Raw genomic sequence first — 21118 nt, 5'->3', positions numbered from 1 at the left:
CTCACCCCGGGTGAGGGCCTGAACGCCGCTTCCGGCGAGTACGTCAACATGTTCGAGGCGGGCATCCTCGACCCGGCCAAGGTGACGCGCTCGGCGCTGCAGAACGCCGCTTCCATCGCGGCGCTCTTCCTCACCACCGAGGCCGTCATCGCCGAGAAGCCCGAGAAGAACGCTGCTGCTCCGGCCATGCCGGGCGGCGGCGACATGGACTTCTAGGTCTTTTCTTCGCTGTTCATAACAAGAGCGGCCCGGTTTTCCGGGTCGCTCTTGTTTTCGTTTATCAGCCATTACGTTTCATAATTGATCCACTACTCCGAGTGAGGAAAGGTGGTGATCACACACCTCAACGAAGGAGTAGAGGATGCTTTCCCGCAGCAAGCGTATTTTCGGCATCGCCATTCTGAGCGCGGCCGCCGCGGCCGCCGTCGCCATCCCCGCCCATGCGTCCAGCACCCCGGTCATCACCGGTGCGCTCATGAAGGTGGTGCAGGCGCCGCTCTGCCTGACCACGGGGACGCTGGCCGGCGACTCCAAGCTGGGAGTCCCGCTCGTCGAGGAGCTGCTGCCGCAGCTCGGGGCCTCTTGCGCAGTGTTCGCCTGACGCCTGCCGCGCTCTCGGTCTCTCGGACGCCCCGCCCTTCGCGGTGGGGCGTCTCCCTTTTCCGGCCCGCCCGTTACGGGTGGGGCGGCTCCCCTTCTCGCGCCTGCCGCACCGCCCTCGGAAGGGCGGTGCGGCCGTGGGCGCGGTCAGGTGCTGTAGGTCGGGACGACGTGGCCGCGGGCCAGGGTGTTGGCGGTGATGTTGAAGCCCACCACCGCCGGGCTGGCGTCGCTGTCCACGCCCAGCTTGTCGACCCCGAGGGCGTGCACCGTGAAGACGTAGCGGTGCGGAGTGCCGGGGGGCGGGGCCGCGCCGCCGTACTCCTTGGTGCCGTAGTCGTTGCGGGCGTGGACCGCCTCCGCGGGCAGGCCCTTGAGCTCCGGGCCGGTGCCCGCGCCCGCCGGCAGCTCCGTCACCGAGGCCGGGAGGTCGAACAGCACCCAGTGCCAGAAGCCGCTGCCCGTGGGGGCGTCGGGGTCATAGCAGGTGACGGCGTAGCTGCGGGTCTCGGCGGGCGCGCCGGACCAGCGGAGGTGAGGCGACTGGTTACCGCCCTTCATGCCCCAGTCGTTGAAGACGTGGAGGTCGTTCAGCCGCTCGCCGTCCTGGATGTCGTCGCTCTCGACCACGAGCGCGGGAACCGACGGCAGGTGTTCATGTGGAAGCGGTGCTGGCACGGCATCCTCCTAGGTTGAGAGCTCCTTGCTCAGTCATCCTAGAAGCGGCCGTGCCCGCCGACGATCAGCCCGTCAGCTCGGCCGGCAGCGGCTTGTCGTGCAGGACCGTCAGGGAGGTCACCGCACGGGTCAGCACCACGTACAGCCTGGCCAGGCCCCTGGGTTCGGCCGCGACGATGTCCGCGGGCTCCACGACGATGACGTGGTCGTACTCCAGACCCTTGGCCAGGGTCGCGGGCACGATCAGGAGGCGGTGCTCCTCGTCCGAGTCGGGGCCGAGCACGGCGTGGGAGAGGCCGGTCAGCGCGCGGGAGACATCGGCGACCAGGGTGTCCGGGGCGATGACGCCGATGGAGCCCTCCCTGGTGAGGACCTCCGCGGCGGCCTCCGCGATCGAGCCTCCGGGGCGTACCGCGAGCGAGCCGAGGCCGGGGCGCAGCGACCGCGGCGCGGCCAGGTCGGGGGCGATGGAGGGCAGCAGCCGGGCGGCGTAGTCGAGGACCTCCCGCGGCACGCGGAAGCCGAGCGTCAGCTCCGTCACCTCGCCTTCGCGCTGGCCCAGGTGCTGGAGTACTGACTCCCATGAGCTGGTCGACCACGGGGTCGTGCCCTGGGCCAGGTCGCCGAGGACGGTGGCCGAGCCGTTGCGGCAGCGGCGGCCGAGCGCTCTCAGCTGCATCTCGGAGAGGTCCTGGGCCTCGTCCACCACGAGGTGACCCAGGGACGGGGTGCGCTCCATGAAGTCGCGCAGCTCGTCCAGGAGCGCGGCGTCCGCGGCGGACCATTTCGCGGACTTCCAGCTCCGGTACGGTTTCCCCCATATAAGCATTTTCTGCTCATCCGGCGACAAATCGGATTTAGCGGCCTTTGTCAGGAATTCTGGGTCGGAGAGGAGGCGATAAAGGACTTGCTCCGGCGTTAGTTTGGGCCAGACCGTATCGACGAGCTGTTTCACCGGTTTCGACCTGGCGACGGCGTCCTGCACCCGGTCGTCGGGCGATTCGCCGCGCTGCTCCATTCGTACGAGCACCATGTGGGCCAGCCGCTGCGCGAGTGCCGCCCGGCCGGGGTTGTATCGCGTGGTGCCGCGCAAGGAGGCCACGATCTCGCGTACCTCGTAGTCCGCCACCCGGTAGCGGTAGGCGCCCTTGGAGAAGACCACGCCGTCCTCGGGCTTGACGATGTGCAGCCAGAGCGCGCGTTCGAGCACCGCCGCCATCCTGGCGTCGCCCTTCAGCGCCGCCACCATCGGGTCCTCTTCTGCGGCGTACTCGCCGAGCAGCCCGCCCACCGTGGTCTGGTCGACCTTGACCTCGCCGAGCGCGGGGAGCACCGAGGAGATGTACGACAGGAAGGCGCGGTTCGGGCCGACGATCATCACGCCGGCCCTGGCGAGCCGTTCGCGGTGGGTATACAGGAGATACGCGGCCCGGTGCAGGCCCACGGCGGTCTTCCCGGTGCCGGGGGCACCCTGGACGCACACCGTCTGGGCCAGGGTGGATCGGACGATCTCGTCCTGGTCCGGCTGGATGGTGGCGACGATGTCACGCATCGGGCCGGTGCGCGGGCGCTCGATCTCGTCGGTGAGGATCTGCGACGGGCCGATCTCGCCGCCCTCGCCCAGCGGCTCGTCCTCGAACGCGGTCAGCGCGCCGCCGTGGTACCCGAAGCGGCGCCTCCGTACGACTCCCATGGGGTCGGCGGGGCTGGCCTGGTAGAACGCCTGGGACACCGGCGCGCGCCAGTCGATGACCAGGGGCTTGCTGCCGCCGTCGTGCACGTGGCGGCGGCCCACGTAAATCGTGCCGGGGAGGTCGTCACCCGCCTGCCGGTCGAGGCGGCCGAAGAACAGCGGGGTGTCGGGGTGGTCGGCCAGCGCGGCCACGCGCTGGTCGAGGAGGGACTGGAGGATCTGCTGCGACACCCAGTCACCCGCCGCGTCCGCGGACAGCGACTGGGCGTGGGCGCGCATCGCCTTGAGCGCGGCCCTGGACTCGGCCAGGTGAGCCTGCTCGGAGGCCAGTACGTCGGAGGGTATGTCGGGGGCCAATTGGTGTCCGGGCATGCGAAAGCGCCTCCCTGGGTCGGAAACGAAGGTGGTAAGGCAGCGAATCGGCCAGTCTAATGGCGACGCGGGGCGGCCTCCAAAGCATTTACCCCTCCGGCCCCCCACGCGCCGCGCCACCCACCGTCCTCGCCGTTCGCCCGCCGCTGCTCTCAGCCTCGGCGCCCAACCGGCGTCGTCGGCAGGGTTCCTCGGAGGGCAGGCACGGCGGCGGGTCGGGCGAGCGGTCATGAGGGTGAGGTACGGGGCCGATGGGCGACGCGTCCGCTCGCCCGGCCCGGGTCGGCAACCGGCGTGCGGCGGGGGAGGGATACTCGACCGGGCGAAACGACGTCGCGCTGCGCCGGGGAGTCCAAGCGCGGCGGTGGGGTGATGATCGGGGCGAGTAGCGGTCTGCGGGGAGGGGTAGGGACAGGTGATGGCGCGGATTCAGCTGCGTTTTTCGCCGATCATTCCCACGATCGCCAGCTTCCTGCTCGCCGCCCTCTGGGCGTTGTCCGTCTTTGCGGGCTGGGGATCGGAGGCGTTCTGCCAAGGCGGCGAGTCCGCTTCGACCTGCTCCCAACGTCTTGGTACGGTCTCCACGGTGTCGGGGCTGTTCGCCGCGCTCGCCGCCTGCTGCACGGCGGCCGCCTGGCTCATCCCGTGGTCCAGGCAGGACCCGCGCACGTTCGGGCGGGTCATGGGCGCGGGGGTGGGCGCCTGGGTCGTCGCGGAGGGAGTGCTGTTCCTCGGCGGCCTGATGGCGCGGTAGGGCGCCCCCGCCGGCTCGAAGCTTCCCATCGGTAACAATCGGGAAATACCGAAAAATTCGGGCATATCAGGTGCGTTTGTCGGATCATGGGGGTATGTCGCAGGCGGCGTGATAGTACGCAGGTGAGGGGGGTGGTTCGATTGTCTTCGGCCCGCGGAGTTTCGTGGACGTGACAGCACGCTGAACATGCCTGGCCGCTCGAGACGAGCGGCCGGGCGTCACACCTCGCCGTGCACGTCGTCGGCGTCGATGATCTGGTACGCGTACCCCTGCTCGGCCAGGAACCGCTGCCGGTGCGCGGCGAACTCCTGGTCCACCGTGTCCCTGCTGACCACCGTGTAGAACCGGGCGCCCCCGCCGTCGGCCTTGGGCCGCAGCACCCGGCCGAGCCGCTGGGCCTCCTCCTGGCGTGAGCCGAACGTGCCCGACACCTGGATCGCGATCGCGGCCTCCGGCAGGTCGATGGAGAAGTTCGCCACCTTCGACACCACCAGCACCTGGATCTCCTTGTCGCGGAAGGCCTGGTAGAGCCGCTCCCGCTCCTTGACCCTGGTCTCGCCCTTGATGACGGGCGCGTTGAGGTGCTCGCCGAGCTCGTCGAGCTGGTCGATGTACTGGCCGATGACCAGCACCTGCTCGCCCAGGTGGCGGCGGACCAGCGCCTCGGTGACGTGGGTCTTGGACGGCGTGGTGGCGCAGAAGCGGTAGCGCTCCTCGGACTCGGCCATCGCGTACGCCAGCCGCTCCTCGTCCGTCAGCGTGACGCGCACCTCCACGCAGTCGGCGGGCGCGATCCAGCCCTGGTTCTCCATCTCCTTCCAGGGCGCGTCGTACCGCTTGGGACCGATCAGCGAGAACACGTCGCCCTCACGCCCGTCCTCGCGCACCAGCGTCGCGGTCAGCCCCACGCGCCGGCGGGCCTGAAGGTCGGCGGTCATCCGGAAGATCGGCGCGGGCAGCAGGTGCACCTCGTCGTAGACGATCAGGCCCCAGTCGCGGGCGTCGAACAGCTCCAGGTGCGAGTAGACGCCCTTCCGCCTGGTGGTCATCACCTGGTACGTGGCGATGGTGACGGGGCGGATCTCCTTCTTCGAGCCGGAGTATTCGCCGATCTCGTCCTCGGTCAGCGACGTGCGCTTGATCAGCTCGGTCTTCCACTGGTGGGCCGAGACCGTGTTCGTCACGAGGATGAGCGTGGTGGCCTGCGCGTGTGCCATGGCGGCCGCGCCGACGATGGTCTTGCCCGCGCCACACGGCAGCACGACCACGCCGGAGCCGCCGTGCCAGAACGCGTCCGCCGCCTCCTGCTGGTACGGCCGCAGCGCCCAGCCGTCCTGCAGCAGCTTGATCGGGTGGGCCTCGCCGTCCACGTAGCCGGCCAGGTCCTCCGCCGGCCAGCCCAGCTTGAGCAGAGCCTGCTTGACGTTGCCGCGGTCGCTCGGGTGGACGATGACCGAGTCGGCGCCGAGCCGCTCGCCCAGCATCGGCTGGATCTTCTTGGAGCGCAGCACCTCCTCCAGCACCGCCCGGTCGGTGGAGGTCAGGACCAGGCCGTTGACCGGGTCCTTCTCCAGCCGCAGCCGGCCGTACCTGGCCATGGTCTCGGCGATGTCCACGAGCAGGGCGTGCGGCACGGGGTAGCGGCTGAAACCGATCAGCGCGTCGATGACCTGCTCGGCGTCGTGTCCGGCGGCGCGGGCGTTCCACAGGGCCAGGGGGGTGACGCGGTAGGTGTGCACGTGTTCGGGAGCTCGCTCGAGCTCGGCGAACGGCGCGATCGCCTTACGGCAGTCGTTCGCTCGTTCGTGGTCGACCTCGAGCAGCAGTGTCTTGTCCGACTGGACGATCAGCGGTCCATCGCTCACTGGCTTTTCTCCGTGGGGTTCCGTACGGGGCCTCGCGCAACAGGACCATCGTCTCCCGATCCTGGCTCTCCCGCTCCGAGACTCCAACAACCCGCGCGCCCGGATTAGTCCTCGGACGGGCCAAGAGCCGCGGCCGTCAGTCGTCGAGATAGCCGGACAGGCCCAGGAAAAGGATGATGCCGGCGCTGAGCACGAAGCCGAGCCCGAACATGATCCAGCTCCAGATCACCATCGTGCGGGCGGCCTGCGGCTCCGTGCGGCCCTTGCTGAGTGCCAGGCCGGCCAGGATCGCGCCGGGCAGGCCGAGGAAGTTGCAGCAACCGACGAGCGCGAGGAGGTTGAGCACGAGGGAGACGATCGCGTTGGCGCTGGGCCCGTCGTCGCGCCGCGGCGGGGGATAACCGTAGCCGTACGGCGGCGGCGGCTGCTCGCCGTAGGGGGCGCCATAAGGCTGGTACGGGTAGCCCGACGGATCTTCCTGGCTCATGTTCACCTCCAGACACGTCAACACTTATCACGGAAAGGAGGCGCGCCTGACCGCGCTGTGAGATCCCACCATGGATCGCCAGGCCGAAGGCGGTCAGTCGAGGCGGGCCCGCAGCGCCTTGCGATCGAGCTTGAGCACGCTCGTCACCGGCACCGAGTCCACGAACCTCACCTCGCGCGGATACTTCACCCGCCCCACGCGCTCGCGGGCCCACTCGATCAGCTCCTCGGCCGTCACCGTCGCGTCCTGCCTGAGCTGGACGAACGCCACTACCTCCTCGCCGATCCGCGGCTCCGGGCGGCCCACGACACCCGAGACCACCACGTCGGGGTGGCGGTTGAGGGCGTCCTCGACATCGCGGGGGAACACGTTGAAGCCGCCCCGGATGATCAGGTCCTTCTTCCTGTCCACGACATAGAGGTAGCCGTCGTCGTCCACGCAGCCGATGTCACCGGTGCGCAGCTCCCTTCCGATCAGCGCGGTGCCCTCGGGGTCGGGTTCGTGCTCGCCCCAGTAGCCGAGCATCAGCGCCTCGCCCGAGACGCAGATCTCGCCGACGTCCCCGGCCTCCAGCTCCTCGCCCTCGCCGTCGCGGATGGCGATCGTGTAGCCGGGCAGCGGGAGGCCGACGCTGCCGGCCCTGCGCCTGCCCGGCGGGTTGAACGTGGTCACCGCGCTGGTCTCGGTCAGGCCGTACCCCTCGAGGATCTGCACGCCCGGCACCCTGCGCTCGAACTCCTCCAGCACGTCCCTGCCGAGCGGCGCCGCGCCGCAGGTGAGGAAGGACAGGTCGGGCAGTGGGTGCGACTCCAGCGGCTCGGCGAGGAGCAGTTGGATCATGGAGGGTACGACGGTGCCGTACTGGACGTGCTGCTCGGCGGCCAGCGCGAGGAACGTCTTCGGCTCGAACCAGCGCATCAGCACCGCCTGCTGCGGCTCCGTCGCGTGCATCGAGGCGACCGAGATGATCAGCCCGTACGCGTGCGAGAGCGGCACGGGCACCAAAGCACGATTTTTCCCTTCTTGGTGGGACATGTCCCAGACGTCCTTGGCCACCCGCCAGAGGCCACCGTGGCTCAGCATGACGCCCTTGGCCCGGCCCGTGGTGCCGCCGGTGTACATCAGAGCGGCCAGATCGCCGGGGTCCCTGGTCGCCGGGCCGCGTTCGGCTGACCGTTCCAGCTCGGCCGTGTCCACAAAAATCGGGATATCGACGGCGGTGGCCCGTACGGTCTCCACCAGTTCGGGCGAGGTGACGATCGCGGACGCGCCGCTGTCGAGCAGGATGTGCCGCAGCTCGTCGGCGCCCACCAGGAACACCGCCGGAGTGACCACCGCGCCCGCCGCCCACAGCGCCTGGTAGATCAGCGGCACCTCGGGGGAGTTCGCCATCATCACGACCACCCGGTCGCCGGGCCCGATCCCGCCCTCGGCGAACCCGCCGCACATCCGGCGCGCCCGCTCGGCGAGCGCGTGGCTGCGGTGCCAGACGCCCTCGTAGAACGTCGCGTCGTGATCGTCGAAGCGGCCCCAGGACTCCTCGGCCAACTGGCCCAGCGTTTGCTCGGTCACATGCCCAACCTGATGCGATCGTGGTCACGCCGTCAACCCTTGACTAGTCATGGTGGACGGGGCCCAGTTGACTGGTAAATGACAACATATCTCCCTCTATAGTCGTTCGTGTTTTCTTGTTGGCCTAGATCGTGTAATGGTGGAAGATCTAGGGGCCATGGGGCCTGCCGAGGCAAGGGAAGTCATGATCGACATGTCCGCGTCAAGCGGCCCCGAACGCGAACGTCACGCGAAAGACCAGGTCAGGGTGGCTTTGGTGACGCTCTGCGAGCTCTTCGTAGTAAAAGAAGAAACTTGTTAGGCGTAGTTATTTTCTGTAGAAAACTTTCCAGTCAACCCTGAGGTGAATTCGTGACCGAAACGCCTGAATCGGGCGAGATCGACCTCGATGACATAACGCTCGGCCAGAGCTTCTTAACGGTGTACGAGCACCTGCGGCCGCTCGCCGCGCCGGTCACCAGAGACCTGAAGCGACGGGACGCCGACGCGCTCCTGCGCTCCTACCTGGAGCCCGGCTGCTTCCCCGAGGCCGTACGCCGGCTCAGCGTCCGCCACCTGCTCGTCCTCGTGGGCGAGGAGGAGACGGGCAAACGACTGGGCGCCATCGCCCTGCTCTCCCGGATGTCCCTGGCCGAGAGCACGATCACCGTGCTGTCGCCCGCCGGCAGCGCCGCCGACCTGCTGTCCAGGACCGAGTACGAGCCGGGGCGGGCGTACCTGCTGCACGACTGGATCGCCGAGAGCACCGACAGGATCGAGCTGCTCAACCTGGCGCGCAAGCTGGCCGAGCTGGGCTCGTACCTGGTCATCACCAGGAACGGCGTCCCCTCCCAGGCGGCCGAGGTGGAGCAGCCGTGGGGCGTGCCTGAGCCGGGGGAGCTGTTCGACCTGTGCCTCAGGGCGTACGGACTGCGCGCGGGCCACAGCCCCGAGGAGCTCGCCCGGGCCCGGGACCTGGCGCTGACCCTGCCGACGCCGGCCGAGGTCGTGCGCCTGGCCGGACGGCTGGTGGGGGACGACGAGCCTTCGGGGGAGGACGTGGCGGCCTGGTTCGACACCAAGCCGCTGCTGCACGAGGTGCGGGAGGTGGCCGCGCTCGCGTTCCTGCACGGGGTGGGCGGGCCGGTGTTCGAGCGGCAGTTCGCCAGGCTTGAGAGGATCTGCCAGGCGCAGGAACGGCGGGTGCCGCGCGTGTCCCATCCGCTGGTCGCCCATGAGGAGGGCCGCGTCGCGTTCCGGGTGCCGCACCACCGCGGGCAGGTGCTCGCGGAGCTGGTCGGACGGTACGGGTTCTGGCTGTGGCAGCCGCTGCGCGAATGGGTGCGGTCGCTGGCCTGGGAGGGGGCCGACGTCCGGACGCGGGCCGCGGAGGGGGTGGCGTTGCTGGCGGCGTACTCGCTGAAGGATGCCCAGCTGGAGTTCCTGGACGTGTGGGCGCGGGGCGGGAACGCGGAGCGGCTGGCGGCGGGGGACGCGCTGTCGTACATGTGCGCCGACGACACGCTCGCCACCGAGGCGCTCAGGATCGCGCTCGCCTGGACGGCCGATCCCTTGGACCCGCGGGCCACGGCGGCGGCCGTGGCGCTGGGCGGCGGGCTGTCCGTCCGGTATCCGGCCGACGCGGTGCGGCGGTTGCGGCGGCTGGAATCCGGTGGCGGGCCCTCGGCGGGTGTGGCGGGACGGGCGTCGGCGCTGCTGGCCGAGCACGCGGGCCGGTGCCACGACGCCCGGGCCCGGACGGTCACCGCGCTGTCCGCGACCCTCGCCACGGACGGCTGACCCCACCCCGATGACGCTCGCCGGGGCCGCGGGACCCCGGCGAGCCCCCGCGCGTCGGGACCCCGCGCATCGAGACCTCAACGCTCCGGGGCCCCCGCTGGGACCCCCGCGCGCCGGGACTTCGGCGCGGCGGAGGCCGGGGTCAGAGGCCGGCGACGCCGGTGATGCGGTGGAGGGCGAATCGGTGGACGGCGGCCCGGGTCTCGTCGTAGGCGGTCAGGTAGCCGCCCTCCATCCGAGCCGGCTCCAGGATGCGCGAGGTCGCGTTCCCCTGCGAGTCGAGGTACCCGATCCACACGCGTACCCCCTGCTTGATCGCCTCCTGCAGGGCCGAGATCGTGGCCGTCGCGGGCCCGCGCGGCACCTGCCCGCCCGGCGCGTCCACGGGCTCGCGCCGCGCCAGGTGCGCCGCGTCACCGGCCCGCAGCGCGCGCACGGCCGCCGTCGCCACCTCCGGGTCCAGGCCGTTGGGCGACGCCACGGCGCGGACCGGGGCCAGCCCTTCGGTACGGCGGCTGTCGAGCTGCGAGATGATCACGTCGCCGTCGAGCGACTCGGCGACGGGCGCGTACCCCATCGCACGCAGCGAGTCGACCAGCGCCGCCCTGGACGAGCGGGAGGCGATCACGGTGGGGGCCAGCCTGCGCAGCCGCAGCGCGGTGGAGCGCCGGTCGGCGGTGATCTGGTCGAGCAGCGCCGGGTCGTCGCAGCGGATGTACGCGCTGGCCGTGCCCACCCGGATGCGCCCGTGGCGCCTGGCCACGTCGGTCACCAGGTACGACAGCGCCTGCGGCACCGGCGTGGCCGAGTGGCGGGTCAACATCGACACCAGCTCCTCGCCCCCGTGCCCCGCGTCGAGCGCCCGCCGGATCGAGCTCTCGCTGAACCGGTAGACGGTGGCCCCGCCCTTCGACTCCACGTCGGCGGTGAGCGTCATCCAGCGGTTGAGCTCGCTCGTCAGCGGCCCCGGCGCGACGGCGGTGAGGTCGGCCTGGAGCAGCACGTGATCGACGGGCTCGGGCAGCAGCGGCGCGAGCACCTCGGCGGGCTCGCCGCCTTCGAGCAGCGCCCGCCCGTGCGCCGACAGCGCGCCCAGCCCCGTCACGCCGACCTGCTCGGCCTCCCGCAGCGCGAACTCGGTGAGCTGCTCGCGCAGCGGCCCCCGGCGGCGCGGTTGCTCCCACGCCAGCCGTTCGAGGACCGAGTCACGCGAAGGCGCGAGGCCGGGCGCGGCGGCGAGCACGCCCAGCGTGGCCGCCCTGACCCCGGGCGCGGAGGAGCGGCGCAGGTCGGTGTGCAGGGCGTTGAACGGCCTGTCGCGCTCGTCGCTGCGTTTGATGGTCGCGCCCGCTTCGCCACTCGTTGGCATCGCTCCGCCCGCTCTCTCCTGGCGAGCTCCTGCGCTCCGGCCACCGACCAGGCCCGGTACACGGTCCATGTGCAGCCAGGTGAGCGCGAGGGTGACCCACCGGTCGGCGGTCGCCCTGACCCGCCAGAGGTCGTAGCCGGAGGTCGGCAGCCACTCGCCGTCCACGCCGCCCCCCGCCGCGATCAGCCCGGCCGCGTGCGCCACCTCGATGACCAGCGCCGCCGCCCACTCGGGCAGGTCCAGCTCGCCCGTCGCGCGCTTGAGGTCGCGCACGCCCAGGCCGCCGGTACGCAGCACGCCGGGCGGCTCGACACTCCACCGCTCGCACAGCTCCTCGACCGACCTGACGAACGCGAACGCCTGCCCGGCCGCCGTACGATCGGCCAGCTTCCGGTCGCGCGCCGTCCCTTCGAGCGGCGGCGGGAGGGCCAGCAGGCCGCGGTGCACCCGGCCGCCACGCAGGTAGAGGCCGACCTCGCGGGGGAGGGTCACGCTCTCCTCGCCGGTGGCCGCCAGCAGCCCTCTGGCCAGCAGCTCCTCGATGGGCGAACGGGCGGAGGCCACGCTCACCTCGCGCCTGGCGTTGGGCACGCGCCCGGTCGGCGGCCCCCAGGCGAGCTGGTCGAGCGCGCCCCTGGCCTCGGGTGAGACGGACCCGACCAGGGCGGCGGGCTCCGCCAGCGCGGCAGCCAGCCGTTCCTTGCCCGAGCCCTCGGTGCCCGGCGCGACCTCGTCGGCCATCTCGTCGAGCTGCTCGGGCGCGTGATGCCGGAACGCGTCGACCGCCTTCGGCCCGAGCCCGGCCGGGTCCTCGAGCACCTTGCGCACGCCGGGCCCCAGGTCGAGCGCGTCGTCGGGCCCGAAGACCAGCGCCAGCTCGAACAGCCGGTCCAGCGCGGCCGACAGCGCGGGCTCGGCGTCACGCGCGCCGCTCTCCGCGTCATCGTCCGCCAGGGCCGCGGCCACGAGCTCGCGCAGCCGCTCCTTGGGTATCGGCCCGTCCCGTACGGCCAGCGTCTCGACGACCGCCAGCGTGAAACGGTCGAGCCGGTCGAGCACCCTGGCGATCGCCGACGGGCTGCCCGCCCGCGACGCCAGACCTTCCAGATGCGCGGGCACCGGAGTGATCAGCTCGGGCCGCGCGGAGACGAGCGCCCGCAGCTGTTCGTCGGTGCGCCCCCTGATCCACTCCGTGAACTCCATCGTTGCCATGGTATGTCCCACCTGATTGGGGCAGCATTGCTTGACGTGATAGAGCGCGCGGACCAGCTCGTCCTGAACTACGTCTCCAAGGCGGCCGATGCCGCCCACGGCGTGCTCAGGGCCGACCAGCGGCTCGACTTCGCCAAGCGATTGCGCGCCAGGATCGAGGAGGAGCGGCGCGGCAGCCAGAACGCGCGCGAGGTGTCGAAGGTGCTGGCCAGGTTCGGCGACCCGGTGGCGCTGGTGGAGCGCGAGGCACGCCGGCTCGCCGAGGCGGGCGCCCCCACCATGCGCACCCCCATGGGCTCCGCCGAGGAGGGTCAGCCGTCCGGGGACGAGAGCTCCACGCGGCGCTTCCCCACGATCGTGGACGACGCCGACGCGCCCCCTGGCGTCCAGACGTACCGGAGGATCGCCAGGGAGAGCCTCGGCAGGGGCCGGGGCCTGCCGTTCGCCGGGCTGCGCAGGATGGCCATGTCCAGCGCGAACCCCATGGCGACCGGCGGCAGGGACGCCAGGACCCTGGTCAAGGAGCATCCGCGCGACGCCGCCGCGATGGTCGTCCTCGTGGTGGCCGCGCTGCTGCTGCCGTTCGACCTGCCGCCGGTGGCGATCTTCGAGATCCCCGTGCTGGTGTGGGCGGCCGGGGCGGTGCTCGTGCTGTTCAGCGAGAGCTGGAGCCTGCGCGACAAGCTGCTCGGGATCGGGGCGCCGCTGCTCGGCTACTCGGCGGGCGGTGTGCTCGTCGGTGGCCTGCGGGTGGGGAGCGAGCCGGGGTTACAGGCGTTCTTCGCGCAGTTCTACAGCGTCAGCGGCACCATGTTCATGATCGGTACGGGGCTGGGCGTGGTGTGGCTGGCCTACCGGCTGCTCGACGTCAGCTGACCGGCGCGGGGCTGGGCAGCAGGCCGACCGCCAGGCGCACCCACCCGGCGACGAACTGGTCCTTGTCCGCGTAGCCCGGCAGCTCGCCCACCGTCTCTTGGAACAGCCGGTAGTGCACCACGGAGCCGCCCAGCACCACGGAGATGCCGGCCCAGTCGACCTCGACGTCCTTGTACTCGGGCTGCGCCCTGAACCAGGTGACGATCGCGTCGAACATGGGCTGCAGCAGCCCTTCCCTGACCACGGCGACCAGCTCGGGGAACTGGCTCAGGTCGCGGAAGAACACCCGCGTCAGCTCGGACTCCTCGCGGACCTTGGCCAGCCCGGCGCGGCACAGGTGGGACAGGCGATCTTCGAGCGCCGCCGACGCCTCCATGCTGCTCAGCTCGGCCAGGCTCTCCGCCACCTGGCTCCTGGTGCGGGCGGCGTGCTCGTTGATCGCCGCGGCGAGCACTTCGTACTTGGACTTGAAGTGCCGGTAGAGCCCGCCGGCTCCGGGCGAGAGCCCTGAGGCGGCCTCGATCTCCGCCACGGAGGTGGCGGAGTAGCCCCGCTCCGCGAACAGCCGCAGGGCCTCATCGATGATCCGCGCACGGGTCGATCTGGTCATATCTATCCTGTTACCTCCGCCTTGAGAGTAGTCGCAGTGTGTGGCGGGGACCGCACTTACGGAGCGGCGCGCCGGATCAGGCCCGCCAGCGCCGAGCCGATGATCAGCCAGACGATCGCGGCCAGGCCGTAGTTGACCAGCGCGGTCCAGCGCGGGTCGGCGAGCTGGAACAGGTTGGCCAGGCCCAGCGACAGCCAGCCTGCGAGCGACTCGACGAACTGGTACCAGACGTTGGCCGGGTTGGCCTTGAACACCGTGAAGACCGCGTACAGGATCACGACCAGCGCCGCCATCCGCGAGGCGACCTTGACCAGATAGGCCAGGGCCGACACGGTCCGGGTCCAGACCGTCACGGTCGGGCCGCCGGGCCGGGCGGGTCTGTGCGGGCGCGGCGGGGCGGAGGAGGCGACGAGCCGGTCTCCGGCGTGCGGCGGTTGGGGGGCGTTGGTCACGGCCGGTCCTCTCCGATAAGTAATTCCTTTCTTCCCATTCCCACGGTCCCACAACAAGAGGCCGTTACGGGTCGTTGGACGGCGTTTGGCATCCTGCACATGTGACGACTTCCGTTGGATTCGACCTTGACATGACATTGGCGGACACGCGAGAGGGCATCGCGGCCGTTTACGACGAGCTGTCCGTGCGTTTGGGCGTGCCCATTGACTCGGCCGCGGTGGTGACCCGGCTGGGGCCGCCGCTGGAGGTGGAGCTGGCCAACTGGCTGCCCGCCGAGGAGGTCGCCGCGGCCGCCGACCTTTATAGGGAGATATATCCGCAAATAGGGGTGCCGGTGCACACGGCCATGGCAGGCGCGTACGACGCCATCGAGGCCGTACGCGCAGGCGGCGGCCGGGTGATCGTGGTGACCGGCAAGAACCTGCGTGACGCCATCGGCACGGTCAAGGTGCTCGGTCTCGCCGTGGACGAAGTGGTCGGTTCCGTTTTCGGAGCCGCGAAGGGATCGGCACTCGCGCGCTTCGGCGCGGCGGCTTATGTTGGTGACCATGTCGCGGACATCGAGGCGGCGCGCGCGGGCGGCGCCGTGAGCGTGGCGGTCGCGACCGGTCCATACACGGCAGGAGAGCTGCGTGAACACGGAGCCGATGTGGCGCTGGCCAACCTGACCGAATTCGCCACCTGGTTCGCAGGTTGGCGCAAGCATGATGAACTCCGGTAATTGCCCGGGATTTACCCGGTCGCCCTGGCGCGCTCCGGGGCATAACCTACATCCATCCATCTTTTCGACTGTTTGAACGAGGTCCTCCTGTGCCGAGTGGCAAGGTCAAGTGGTACGACGCCGACAAGGGTTTCGGCTTCCTCACCCGCGACGACGGCGGTGAGGTCTTCGTGCATTCCTCCGCGCTTCCCACAGGTGCGGCCCCGCTCAAGCCCGGCCAGAAGGTCGAGTTCGGCGTGGCCGAAGGGCGCCGCGGCCAGCAGGCGCTCTCGGTGCGGATCCTCGAGCAGCCGCCGACGCTGGCCAAGCCCAAGCCCAAGGCCAAGCGGAAGAAGCCGGATGAGATGGTCGTCATCGTCGAGGACCTGATCAAGCTGCTCGACGACGTCTCGACGTCCTACCAGCGGGGCAAGCACCCGGAGGCGGCCCACGCCAAGAAGATCGCGCAGGTGCTCAGGGCCGTCGCCGACGACCTCGACGCCTGAGACCCCCGGCGTCAGGTGTTCGGATTGGTGAGCGGTTTGGTCGGGTCGAGCGTGTCGGTCAGCTGGAGCTCCTGACCGCCCGCCTCGGCCCGCTGCCTGCGCAGCTTGTCGTCGGTCGCCCGCACGCGCCGCCGCCTGGCGATCAGCAGCCAGCCGAGCGTGGCCGTCAGCGCGACGGCCAGCGTGACCAGCCCGGCCAGGCTGCTCTCCGACAGTGACAGCACCAGCCCGACCAGGCCGCCGAACACCCAGGCGAGCTGGAGCATCGCCTCGACCACGCCGAACGTGGACGAGCGCACCTCCTCGCCGATCTCCCGCTGCACGATCGCGTCGAGCGCGAGCTTGCCCAGCTCCTGTGCGAAGGCCGTGACCAGCGAGATGGCCAGCGCGGTCCACAGGCCGAAGAAGATCGCGGTCGCGATGCTGGTCACGACGGTCACGGCCAGCGTGACCAGCACGATCAGCTGCGGCGAGTGATTACGCGTCCAGTTGGCCACGGCGGCGCCGGCCAGGCCCCCCAGCCCGGCCGCGGCCGCCAGCAGCGCGATCGTCTTGGGGATGTCGAAGAACGGATCCTGCAGCTGCCCGGCCGCGAGCCAGGGCACCGCCTTGTCCTGCACCAGGAACAGCAGGAAGAACAGCAGGAACCCGGAGAAGACGCGCAGCGCCACGTTGGCCCAGACGGCCTCGGCCACCGCGGGGCCCACCTTGAGCAGGGTGCGCCAGCGCGGCGCGGCTCCCTCCTCCTCCAGGTCGGGCGAGTCGATGTGGCGCGGCAGGCGTACGGCGGCGACTCCCAGCAGCAGGAAGGCCACCATCGCGACGCGTAGCACCAGCGCACTGCCCAGCCAGGCGGTCAGCCCGGCGCCGAGCGGCACCGCGACCCCCGCGGAGACTAACGTGAACAGCGCCACCCGCGCATTAGCCGACACCAGCGTGATGTCCGCGGGCAGCACGCTCGGCATGATCGCGGCCCGCGACACGTTGTACGCCTTCGACAGCACGAGCACGCCCAGCGCCCCGATGAACAGCGTGGGCAGGTCGCCGGGGCCCACCGCGGCCGCCATCGCGAAGCAGAGCAGCCCCCGCCCGAACAGCGTGCCCGCCATCACGTAGCGCCGCCCCGACCTGAACCGGTCGAGGATCGGCCCCACGAACGGCGCCAGCAGCCCGAACGGCAGCATCGTGATGACCAGGTAGAGGGCCACCGAGCCGCGGGCCTCGCCCACGGGCACGCCGAAGAACACCGTGCTCGCCAGTGCCACCGTGACCAGCGCGTCACTCGCGCTGTTGCCCGCCGACAGCTCGATCAGGCGGCCGAGCCCGGTGCGGCCGGCGCCGTTGGCGTACGTGAGGCGCCGGGTGGCCTTGCCGACTTTTCGCGCGCCCTTTGCCGTGGCCTTGCCCGCCCTGGCCGTGCCGCCGGCCGTGGCCCTGCCCGCGCGCACGGTGGCGCGTCCCGCGTCGGCGGCCCCGCGTGCCACCCGCCGCGAGATGTCGCGTGCCCGGCCCAAGCCTCCCTCCACGCATACCAGTCTTACCTGATTCGTCCGCGATCTCGGTGCGGGATCCCCCGTTGTGGGACTCTCAGGTCCGCCCATGGGTGAGAATGAAGTGTGAGCGAACAGCACCTTTCGGCGGAGGGCCCCCGATGAGCCGCACCAGGGCCCGCGTCTCCGCTCCCGACCAGGCCTGTGTCGCCGCGGTCGATCTGGCGCGCAGCGCGGCCGAGGAGCTCGCGTGGCCGGGCGAGCCCGGTGAGCACCTCGGGTTCGAGGGCGAGGGCGACCGGATCGTCACCCATTACTTCGCCTGTCTCGACCGGGCATACCGCGGCTGGCGCTGGGCCGTCACCGTCACGCGTGCCTCGCGGGCCAAGAAGGTCACGGTCAGCGAGGCCGTCCTGCTGCCCGGCTCGGGCGCGCTGCTCGCGCCCGAGTGGCTGCCGTGGAGCGAGCGCCTGCGCCCCGGCGACCTCGGCGTGGGCGACCTGCTGCCGACCCCTGAAGACGACGACAGGCTCGCGCCGGGCTTCACCGAGACCGACGACGACAGCGGCGACCATCAGGCGGTTTTCGAGTACGGCCTGGGCCGGGCACGTGTGCTCTCGGCCATCGGCAAGGACCTGGCGGCCAGACGCTGGCATTCGGGCGAGCACGGGCCGCACACACCGATCGCACACGCCGCTCCCGCGCAATGCTCCACCTGCGGCTTCTACTGGCCGCTGGCGGGTGGCTTGCGGCAGACGTTCGGGGTCTGCGCCAATGAGTACGCTCCTGACGACGGCAAGGTCGTCGCCGCCGACCACGGCTGCGGCGCCCACTCCGAGGCCGCCGTCCTGCCGCCGACCGTCGAGCAGGCCACGCCGATCCTCGACGACCTGGGCTATGACCTGATGGAGGAGGAGGCGGGCTCGGTCGACGAGTCGGCCTCCGAAGAACTCGGCCATTCCTGACAGAGCAGGCCGCTAACCTACGCGTGGCCGTTACCCCTCTACCAGGATCGTGATCGATGACCGACACCTATGGCACTGACCGGATGCGAGCCGCCGTCCTCTCCGCGTGGACGGCCTCGCCCGCGAGGTTCCGCGAAGACGCCAACGCCGAAGAGGACTTCGCGCTCGGCGGCTACCGGGACCGGCTGATCGTCGAGCTCGCCCAGAACGCCGCCGACGCGGCCTTGCGCGCGGGTGTGCCGGGGGTGCTGCGGCTGACGCTCAGGGGCGACGTGCTGACGGCCGCCAACACCGGCGCCCCGCTCGACGCGACCGGTGTCGAGGGGCTGTCGACGCTGCGCGTCTCCGGCAAACGCGACGAGGTGGGCGCGGCCGGGCGGTTCGGCGTCGGGTTCGCCGCGGTGGTCTCGGTCTGCGACGAGCCCGCCATCTGCTCGCGCGGCAGCGGCGCGGTCCGCTGGTCGCGTTCGGAGACCACGGCCGCGGTGGCGGAGATCCCCGCGCTCGCGGGCGAGCTGGCCGACCGTTCGGGGCACGTTCCCCTGCTCAGGCTGCCGTTCGACGCGCCGCCGCTCGACGTGCCCGAGGGTTTCGACACCGTCGTACACCTGCCGCTGCGCGACCCGGTCTGCGTGGACGCGGTCCGGGTCATGCTCGCCGAGACCAGCCCGGCGCTGCTGCTCGGCATGCCCGCGCTGGAGGCCATCGAGATCGACCTCGACGGGTCGGTCCGCACCGTGGCCGCGGACGGCTGGCATGTGGTCTCGGAGTCGGGGGAGTTCACGGCCGAGGAGGTGAGCCGGCTCTTCGCCGACCGGCCCACCGAGGAGCGCGCCCGCCCCTACTGGTCGCTGCGCTGGGCGGTGCCGCTCACCGGCACCGGCGAGCCAGGGCCGCTGCCCGCCGCGGTGCCGCCGGTGGTGCACGCGCCGACGCCCAGCGACGAGCCGCTCGACCTGCCCGCGCTGTTGATCGCGTCGTTCCCGATGGCCACCGACCGGCGCCACTTCGCCAAGGGGCCGCTGACCGACTTCCTGGTCGAGCGGGTGGCCGACGCCTACGTCCGCCTGCTCCAGGAGCTGCCGCGCACGCCCAAGCTGCTCGACCTGGTGCCGTCGTTGATGGGCAAGGGCGAGCTGGACGCCAGGATCCGCCGGGCCGTGCTGGCCAGGCTGCCCTCGACGCCGCTGCTGCCGGCGCTGTCCGCGCCCGCGCCCGCCGTGCAGACCCCGTCCTTCGCCGACGCGGAGGTCTACGAGCCCGACGCGCAGTGGCAGGTCGAGCACCCCGCCCGTGAGCCCGGCGACGACGGGTGGGTGGTCGCGGGCCAGGAGGCCGCCGTGGTGGCCGCCGGCTCCGCCGAGCTGCTCGCGGCGGTCGCCGACTTCGTGCCGGGGCTGCTGCCCGCCGGATGGCCCGCCAGGCATCCGGCGATGGCCGCGCTGGGCGTGCGCAGGGTCGAGCTGGCCGACGTGATCGATCTGCTGTCGGGCGAGGCCGTGGAGGCGCGCGAGCCGTCGTGGTGGCGCTCGCTCTACGAGGTGCTGCCCGCCGACGATCCCGAGTCGCTGGGCGCCCTCCCGGTGCCGCTGACCGACGGCCGGCTGGTGCGCGGGCCGCGCGGCACGCTGATCCTCACCGACGGCGGGGCCGAGCTGGACCTCAGCCCGCTGGGGCTGCGCATCGTGCACCCCGAGGCGGCCCACCCCGCGCTGCTCAGGCTGGGCGCGGCCGAGGCCACGCCGCGCACGATCCTCGAAGACCCGCTGACCAAGGCCGCCGTCGCGCAGTCGCTCGACAGCCCCGACCCGGAGCCGGTGGCGCGGGCCGTGCTGTCGCTGGTGGAGGCCTCGGCGCTGGCGCCCGGCGAGGCGCCGTGGCTGGCCGAGCTGGCCCTGCGCGGCACCGACGGCGAGCTCTACCCCGCCGGTGAGCTGATGCTGGCCGACGGGGCGCTGGCGGGGCTCCTGGAGCCCGGCACGCACCTCGGGGTGGCCGCCTCCGAGCTGGAGGAGGAGTACGGCGCGCGGGTGCTCGCCGCGGCCGGGGTGCTCGACGGGTTCGCGACCGTCCACGAGGCGGACGTGCTGCTCGACCAGGACGACTGCGACCACGACCTCGACGGCGAGGACGACTGGCTCGACCACGTGCTCGACCTGCTGCCCGAGCTGGGCGTGCCGCCGATGGTGCCGGAGTTCCTGGCGGTGCGCGACCTGGAGCTGGTGGCCGACTGGCCGGCCGCCCTCGCGCTGCTGAGCCGCCCGCCGCTGCGGGCCGCCCTCCACCCGCTGCGGGTGGCCGGCGTGGAGGTCCCGTCCTACACGGCGTGGTGGCTGGCCAACCACCCGGTGCTCGACGGCCGCAAGCCGCTGGAGCTGCGGCTGCCCGGGGCCGACCCGCTGCTCCAGGGCCTCTACGCGGACGCGCCCGCGGGGCTCGACGAGGCCGCGCTGTCGATGCTCGGGGTGCGCACGACGCTGTCCGAGCTGCTCGCCTCCCACGGAGGCCCCGAGGAGCTTCTTGACCTGATGGCCGACCCGGCCGTCGAGGTGGACCGGGCGCAGCTGCGGGCCCTGTGGATCGCGCTGGCGGGCGTGGATCCGTCCCGGGTGGCCCCGCCGTCCCGCGTCCGCGCGGTCCTGGCGGGCTCCATCGCGGTGGCCGCCGCGGAGGACGCGGTGGTGGTGGAGGCGCCCGACCTGCTGCAGCTCGTGGTGGACCGGCCGCTCGTGCTGGCCCCGTACGACCTGGCGGAGTCGCTGTCCGAGCTGCTCGACCTGCCGCTGGCCGGGGAGCTGACCTCCGGGGAGGTCACCTCGCAGGGCCAGGTGCGCCCGGTGCCCCCGGAGGTGCAGGCGCTGCTGCCGACGGCGCCCACCAGCTACGTGGAGCACGAGAAGCTGCTGGTGGACGGGGTGGAGTGCACGTGGCGCTTCTTCGAGGGCATGGTCCACTGCACGGGCCTCGACGGGCTCGCCCGCGGCCTGGCCTGGGCGACCGGCCAGTGGAACGACCGGCTGGCGGTGGCCGCGCTGCTGCGTGACCCGGAGTCGGTGCCCCTCCTGCTCGCCGAGTCCGACCTGTCCTGACCTGTCCTGACCGCCGGTGGGGAGGCGCCCCCGTGGTGCCTCCCCGGA

At 71.6% G+C, this 21118-nt stretch carries 18 protein-coding genes; 9 read left to right on the top strand and 9 right to left on the bottom strand.

Going from position 1 to position 21118, the window contains the following annotated elements; genetic code table 11:
- The coding region (locus tag ACIHFD_RS52665; RefSeq protein ID WP_397373321.1) for a TCP-1/cpn60 chaperonin family protein at positions 1-216 on the top strand (216 nt) is incomplete at its 5' end.
- A gap of 145 nt (positions 217-361) precedes the next feature.
- Entirely contained in the window at positions 362-601 is a 240-nt protein-coding gene (locus tag ACIHFD_RS52660) for a hypothetical protein (RefSeq protein WP_397373320.1), read from the top strand.
- A 146-nt stretch (positions 602-747) separates the two neighbouring features.
- Here the strand turns inward: ACIHFD_RS52660 and ACIHFD_RS52655 are convergent, their stop codons facing one another.
- Together ACIHFD_RS52655 and ACIHFD_RS52650 are read right to left on the bottom strand one after the other, a co-directional pair.
- Entirely contained in the window at positions 748-1278 is a 531-nt protein-coding gene (locus ACIHFD_RS52655; RefSeq protein WP_350738536.1) for a YbhB/YbcL family Raf kinase inhibitor-like protein, read from the bottom strand.
- Between the two features lie 64 nt (positions 1279-1342).
- Entirely contained in the window at positions 1343-3343 is a 2001-nt protein-coding gene (locus tag ACIHFD_RS52650) for a HelD family protein (RefSeq protein WP_397373319.1), read from the bottom strand.
- Positions 3344-3761: 418 nt separating this feature from the next.
- On the opposite strand from ACIHFD_RS52650, the gene ACIHFD_RS52645 reads away from it, so the two are divergent.
- Positions 3762-4097, top strand: coding sequence for a hypothetical protein (locus ACIHFD_RS52645; protein ID WP_350738530.1), 336 nt, complete (start codon positions 3762-3764; stop codon positions 4095-4097).
- 218 nt (positions 4098-4315) lie between these two features.
- Here ACIHFD_RS52645 and ACIHFD_RS52640 read toward each other — a convergent pair whose 3' ends face one another.
- From ACIHFD_RS52640 to ACIHFD_RS52630, 3 genes are all read right to left on the bottom strand, one after another.
- Positions 4316-5962 carry a DNA repair helicase XPB gene (locus ACIHFD_RS52640; protein WP_350738527.1) on the bottom strand — a complete coding sequence of 549 codons (1647 nt, stop codon included), beginning with the start codon at positions 5960-5962 and terminating at the stop codon, positions 4316-4318.
- Between the two features lie 136 nt (positions 5963-6098).
- A complete protein-coding gene (locus ACIHFD_RS52635) occupies positions 6099-6449 on the bottom strand; it encodes a hypothetical protein (RefSeq protein ID WP_350738524.1) in 351 nt (116 codons plus the stop codon).
- A 93-nt stretch (positions 6450-6542) separates the two neighbouring features.
- Entirely contained in the window at positions 6543-8021 is a 1479-nt protein-coding gene (locus ACIHFD_RS52630; protein ID WP_397373318.1) for an AMP-binding protein, read from the bottom strand.
- Between the two features lie 351 nt (positions 8022-8372).
- On the opposite strand from ACIHFD_RS52630, the gene ACIHFD_RS52625 reads away from it, so the two are divergent.
- The gene (locus tag ACIHFD_RS52625; RefSeq protein ID WP_397373317.1) at positions 8373-9800 is read left to right on the top strand and encodes a hypothetical protein; all 1428 of its coding nucleotides are present in this window, start codon (positions 8373-8375) and stop codon (positions 9798-9800) included.
- A 142-nt stretch (positions 9801-9942) separates the two neighbouring features.
- On the opposite strand, the gene ACIHFD_RS52620 is transcribed toward ACIHFD_RS52625, so the two are convergent.
- Positions 9943-12372: a helicase-associated domain-containing protein gene (locus ACIHFD_RS52620; protein WP_397373316.1), complete on the bottom strand. Its 2430-nt coding sequence runs from the start codon at positions 12370-12372 to the stop codon at positions 9943-9945.
- A 45-nt stretch (positions 12373-12417) separates the two neighbouring features.
- Here ACIHFD_RS52620 and ACIHFD_RS52615 point away from each other — a divergent pair, with 45 nt between their 5' ends.
- Positions 12418-13257 (top strand): hypothetical protein, encoded by an 840-nt coding sequence (locus ACIHFD_RS52615; protein ID WP_397373315.1) that lies wholly within the window; start codon positions 12418-12420, stop codon positions 13255-13257.
- Here ACIHFD_RS52615 and ACIHFD_RS52610 read toward each other — a convergent pair.
- Both ACIHFD_RS52610 and ACIHFD_RS52605 read right to left on the bottom strand, forming a co-directional pair.
- On the bottom strand, positions 13250-13867 hold the full coding sequence (locus ACIHFD_RS52610) for a helix-turn-helix domain-containing protein (protein WP_363970162.1): 618 nt from the start codon (positions 13865-13867) through the stop codon (positions 13250-13252). The genes ACIHFD_RS52615 and ACIHFD_RS52610 overlap by 8 nt on opposite strands.
- A 56-nt stretch (positions 13868-13923) precedes the next feature.
- Entirely contained in the window at positions 13924-14319 is a 396-nt protein-coding gene (locus ACIHFD_RS52605) for a hypothetical protein (protein ID WP_350738507.1), read from the bottom strand.
- Positions 14320-14420: 101 nt separating this feature from the next.
- Here ACIHFD_RS52605 and ACIHFD_RS52600 point away from each other — a divergent pair, with 101 nt between their 5' ends.
- Together ACIHFD_RS52600 and ACIHFD_RS52595 are read left to right on the top strand one after the other, a co-directional pair.
- On the top strand, positions 14421-15041 hold the full coding sequence (locus tag ACIHFD_RS52600) for an HAD family hydrolase (RefSeq protein ID WP_364263654.1): 621 nt from the start codon (positions 14421-14423) through the stop codon (positions 15039-15041).
- A gap of 89 nt (positions 15042-15130) precedes the next feature.
- A complete protein-coding gene (locus tag ACIHFD_RS52595; RefSeq protein ID WP_185068960.1) occupies positions 15131-15526 on the top strand; it encodes a cold-shock protein in 396 nt (131 codons plus the stop codon).
- 11 nt (positions 15527-15537) lie between these two features.
- Here the strand turns inward: ACIHFD_RS52595 and ACIHFD_RS52590 are convergent, their stop codons facing one another.
- A complete protein-coding gene (locus tag ACIHFD_RS52590; protein WP_397373314.1) occupies positions 15538-17040 on the bottom strand; it encodes an MFS transporter in 1503 nt (500 codons plus the stop codon).
- 137 nt (positions 17041-17177) lie between these two features.
- Here ACIHFD_RS52590 and ACIHFD_RS52585 point away from each other — a divergent pair, with 137 nt between their 5' ends.
- Both ACIHFD_RS52585 and ACIHFD_RS52580 read left to right on the top strand, forming a co-directional pair.
- Positions 17178-17981, top strand: coding sequence for a DUF3027 domain-containing protein (locus ACIHFD_RS52585; protein ID WP_397373313.1), 804 nt, complete (start codon positions 17178-17180; stop codon positions 17979-17981).
- 56 nt (positions 17982-18037) lie between these two features.
- Positions 18038-21070 carry a sacsin N-terminal ATP-binding-like domain-containing protein gene (locus tag ACIHFD_RS52580; protein WP_397373312.1) on the top strand — a complete coding sequence of 1011 codons (3033 nt, stop codon included), beginning with the start codon at positions 18038-18040 and terminating at the stop codon, positions 21068-21070.
- The last annotated feature ends 48 nt before the right edge of the window (positions 21071-21118 follow it).

It is taken from the genome of Nonomuraea sp. NPDC051941, assembly GCF_044593615.1.
Note: the sequence above shows the minus strand (reverse complement) of the source record. Positions and strands in the feature narration are given on the sequence as shown.

Excerpts from the sequence above, each read along its gene's own strand:
- ACIHFD_RS52660 (WP_397373320.1), top strand. The coding sequence starts at position 362 with ATGCTTTCCCGCAGCAAGCGTATTTTCGGCATCGCCATTCTGAGCGCG.
- ACIHFD_RS52650 (WP_397373319.1), bottom strand. The coding sequence starts at position 3,343 with ATGCCCGGACACCAATTGGCCCCCGACATACCCTCCGACGTACTGGCC.
- ACIHFD_RS52645 (WP_350738530.1), top strand. The coding sequence starts at position 3,762 with ATGGCGCGGATTCAGCTGCGTTTTTCGCCGATCATTCCCACGATCGCC.
- ACIHFD_RS52635 (WP_350738524.1), bottom strand. The coding sequence starts at position 6,449 with ATGAGCCAGGAAGATCCGTCGGGCTACCCGTACCAGCCTTATGGCGCC.
- ACIHFD_RS52620 (WP_397373316.1), bottom strand. The coding sequence starts at position 12,372 with ATGGAGTTCACGGAGTGGATCAGGGGGCGCACCGACGAACAGCTGCGG.
- ACIHFD_RS52610 (WP_363970162.1), bottom strand. The coding sequence starts at position 13,867 with ATGACCAGATCGACCCGTGCGCGGATCATCGATGAGGCCCTGCGGCTG.
- ACIHFD_RS52585 (WP_397373313.1), top strand. The coding sequence starts at position 17,178 with ATGAGCCGCACCAGGGCCCGCGTCTCCGCTCCCGACCAGGCCTGTGTC.
- ACIHFD_RS52580 (WP_397373312.1), top strand. The coding sequence starts at position 18,038 with ATGACCGACACCTATGGCACTGACCGGATGCGAGCCGCCGTCCTCTCC.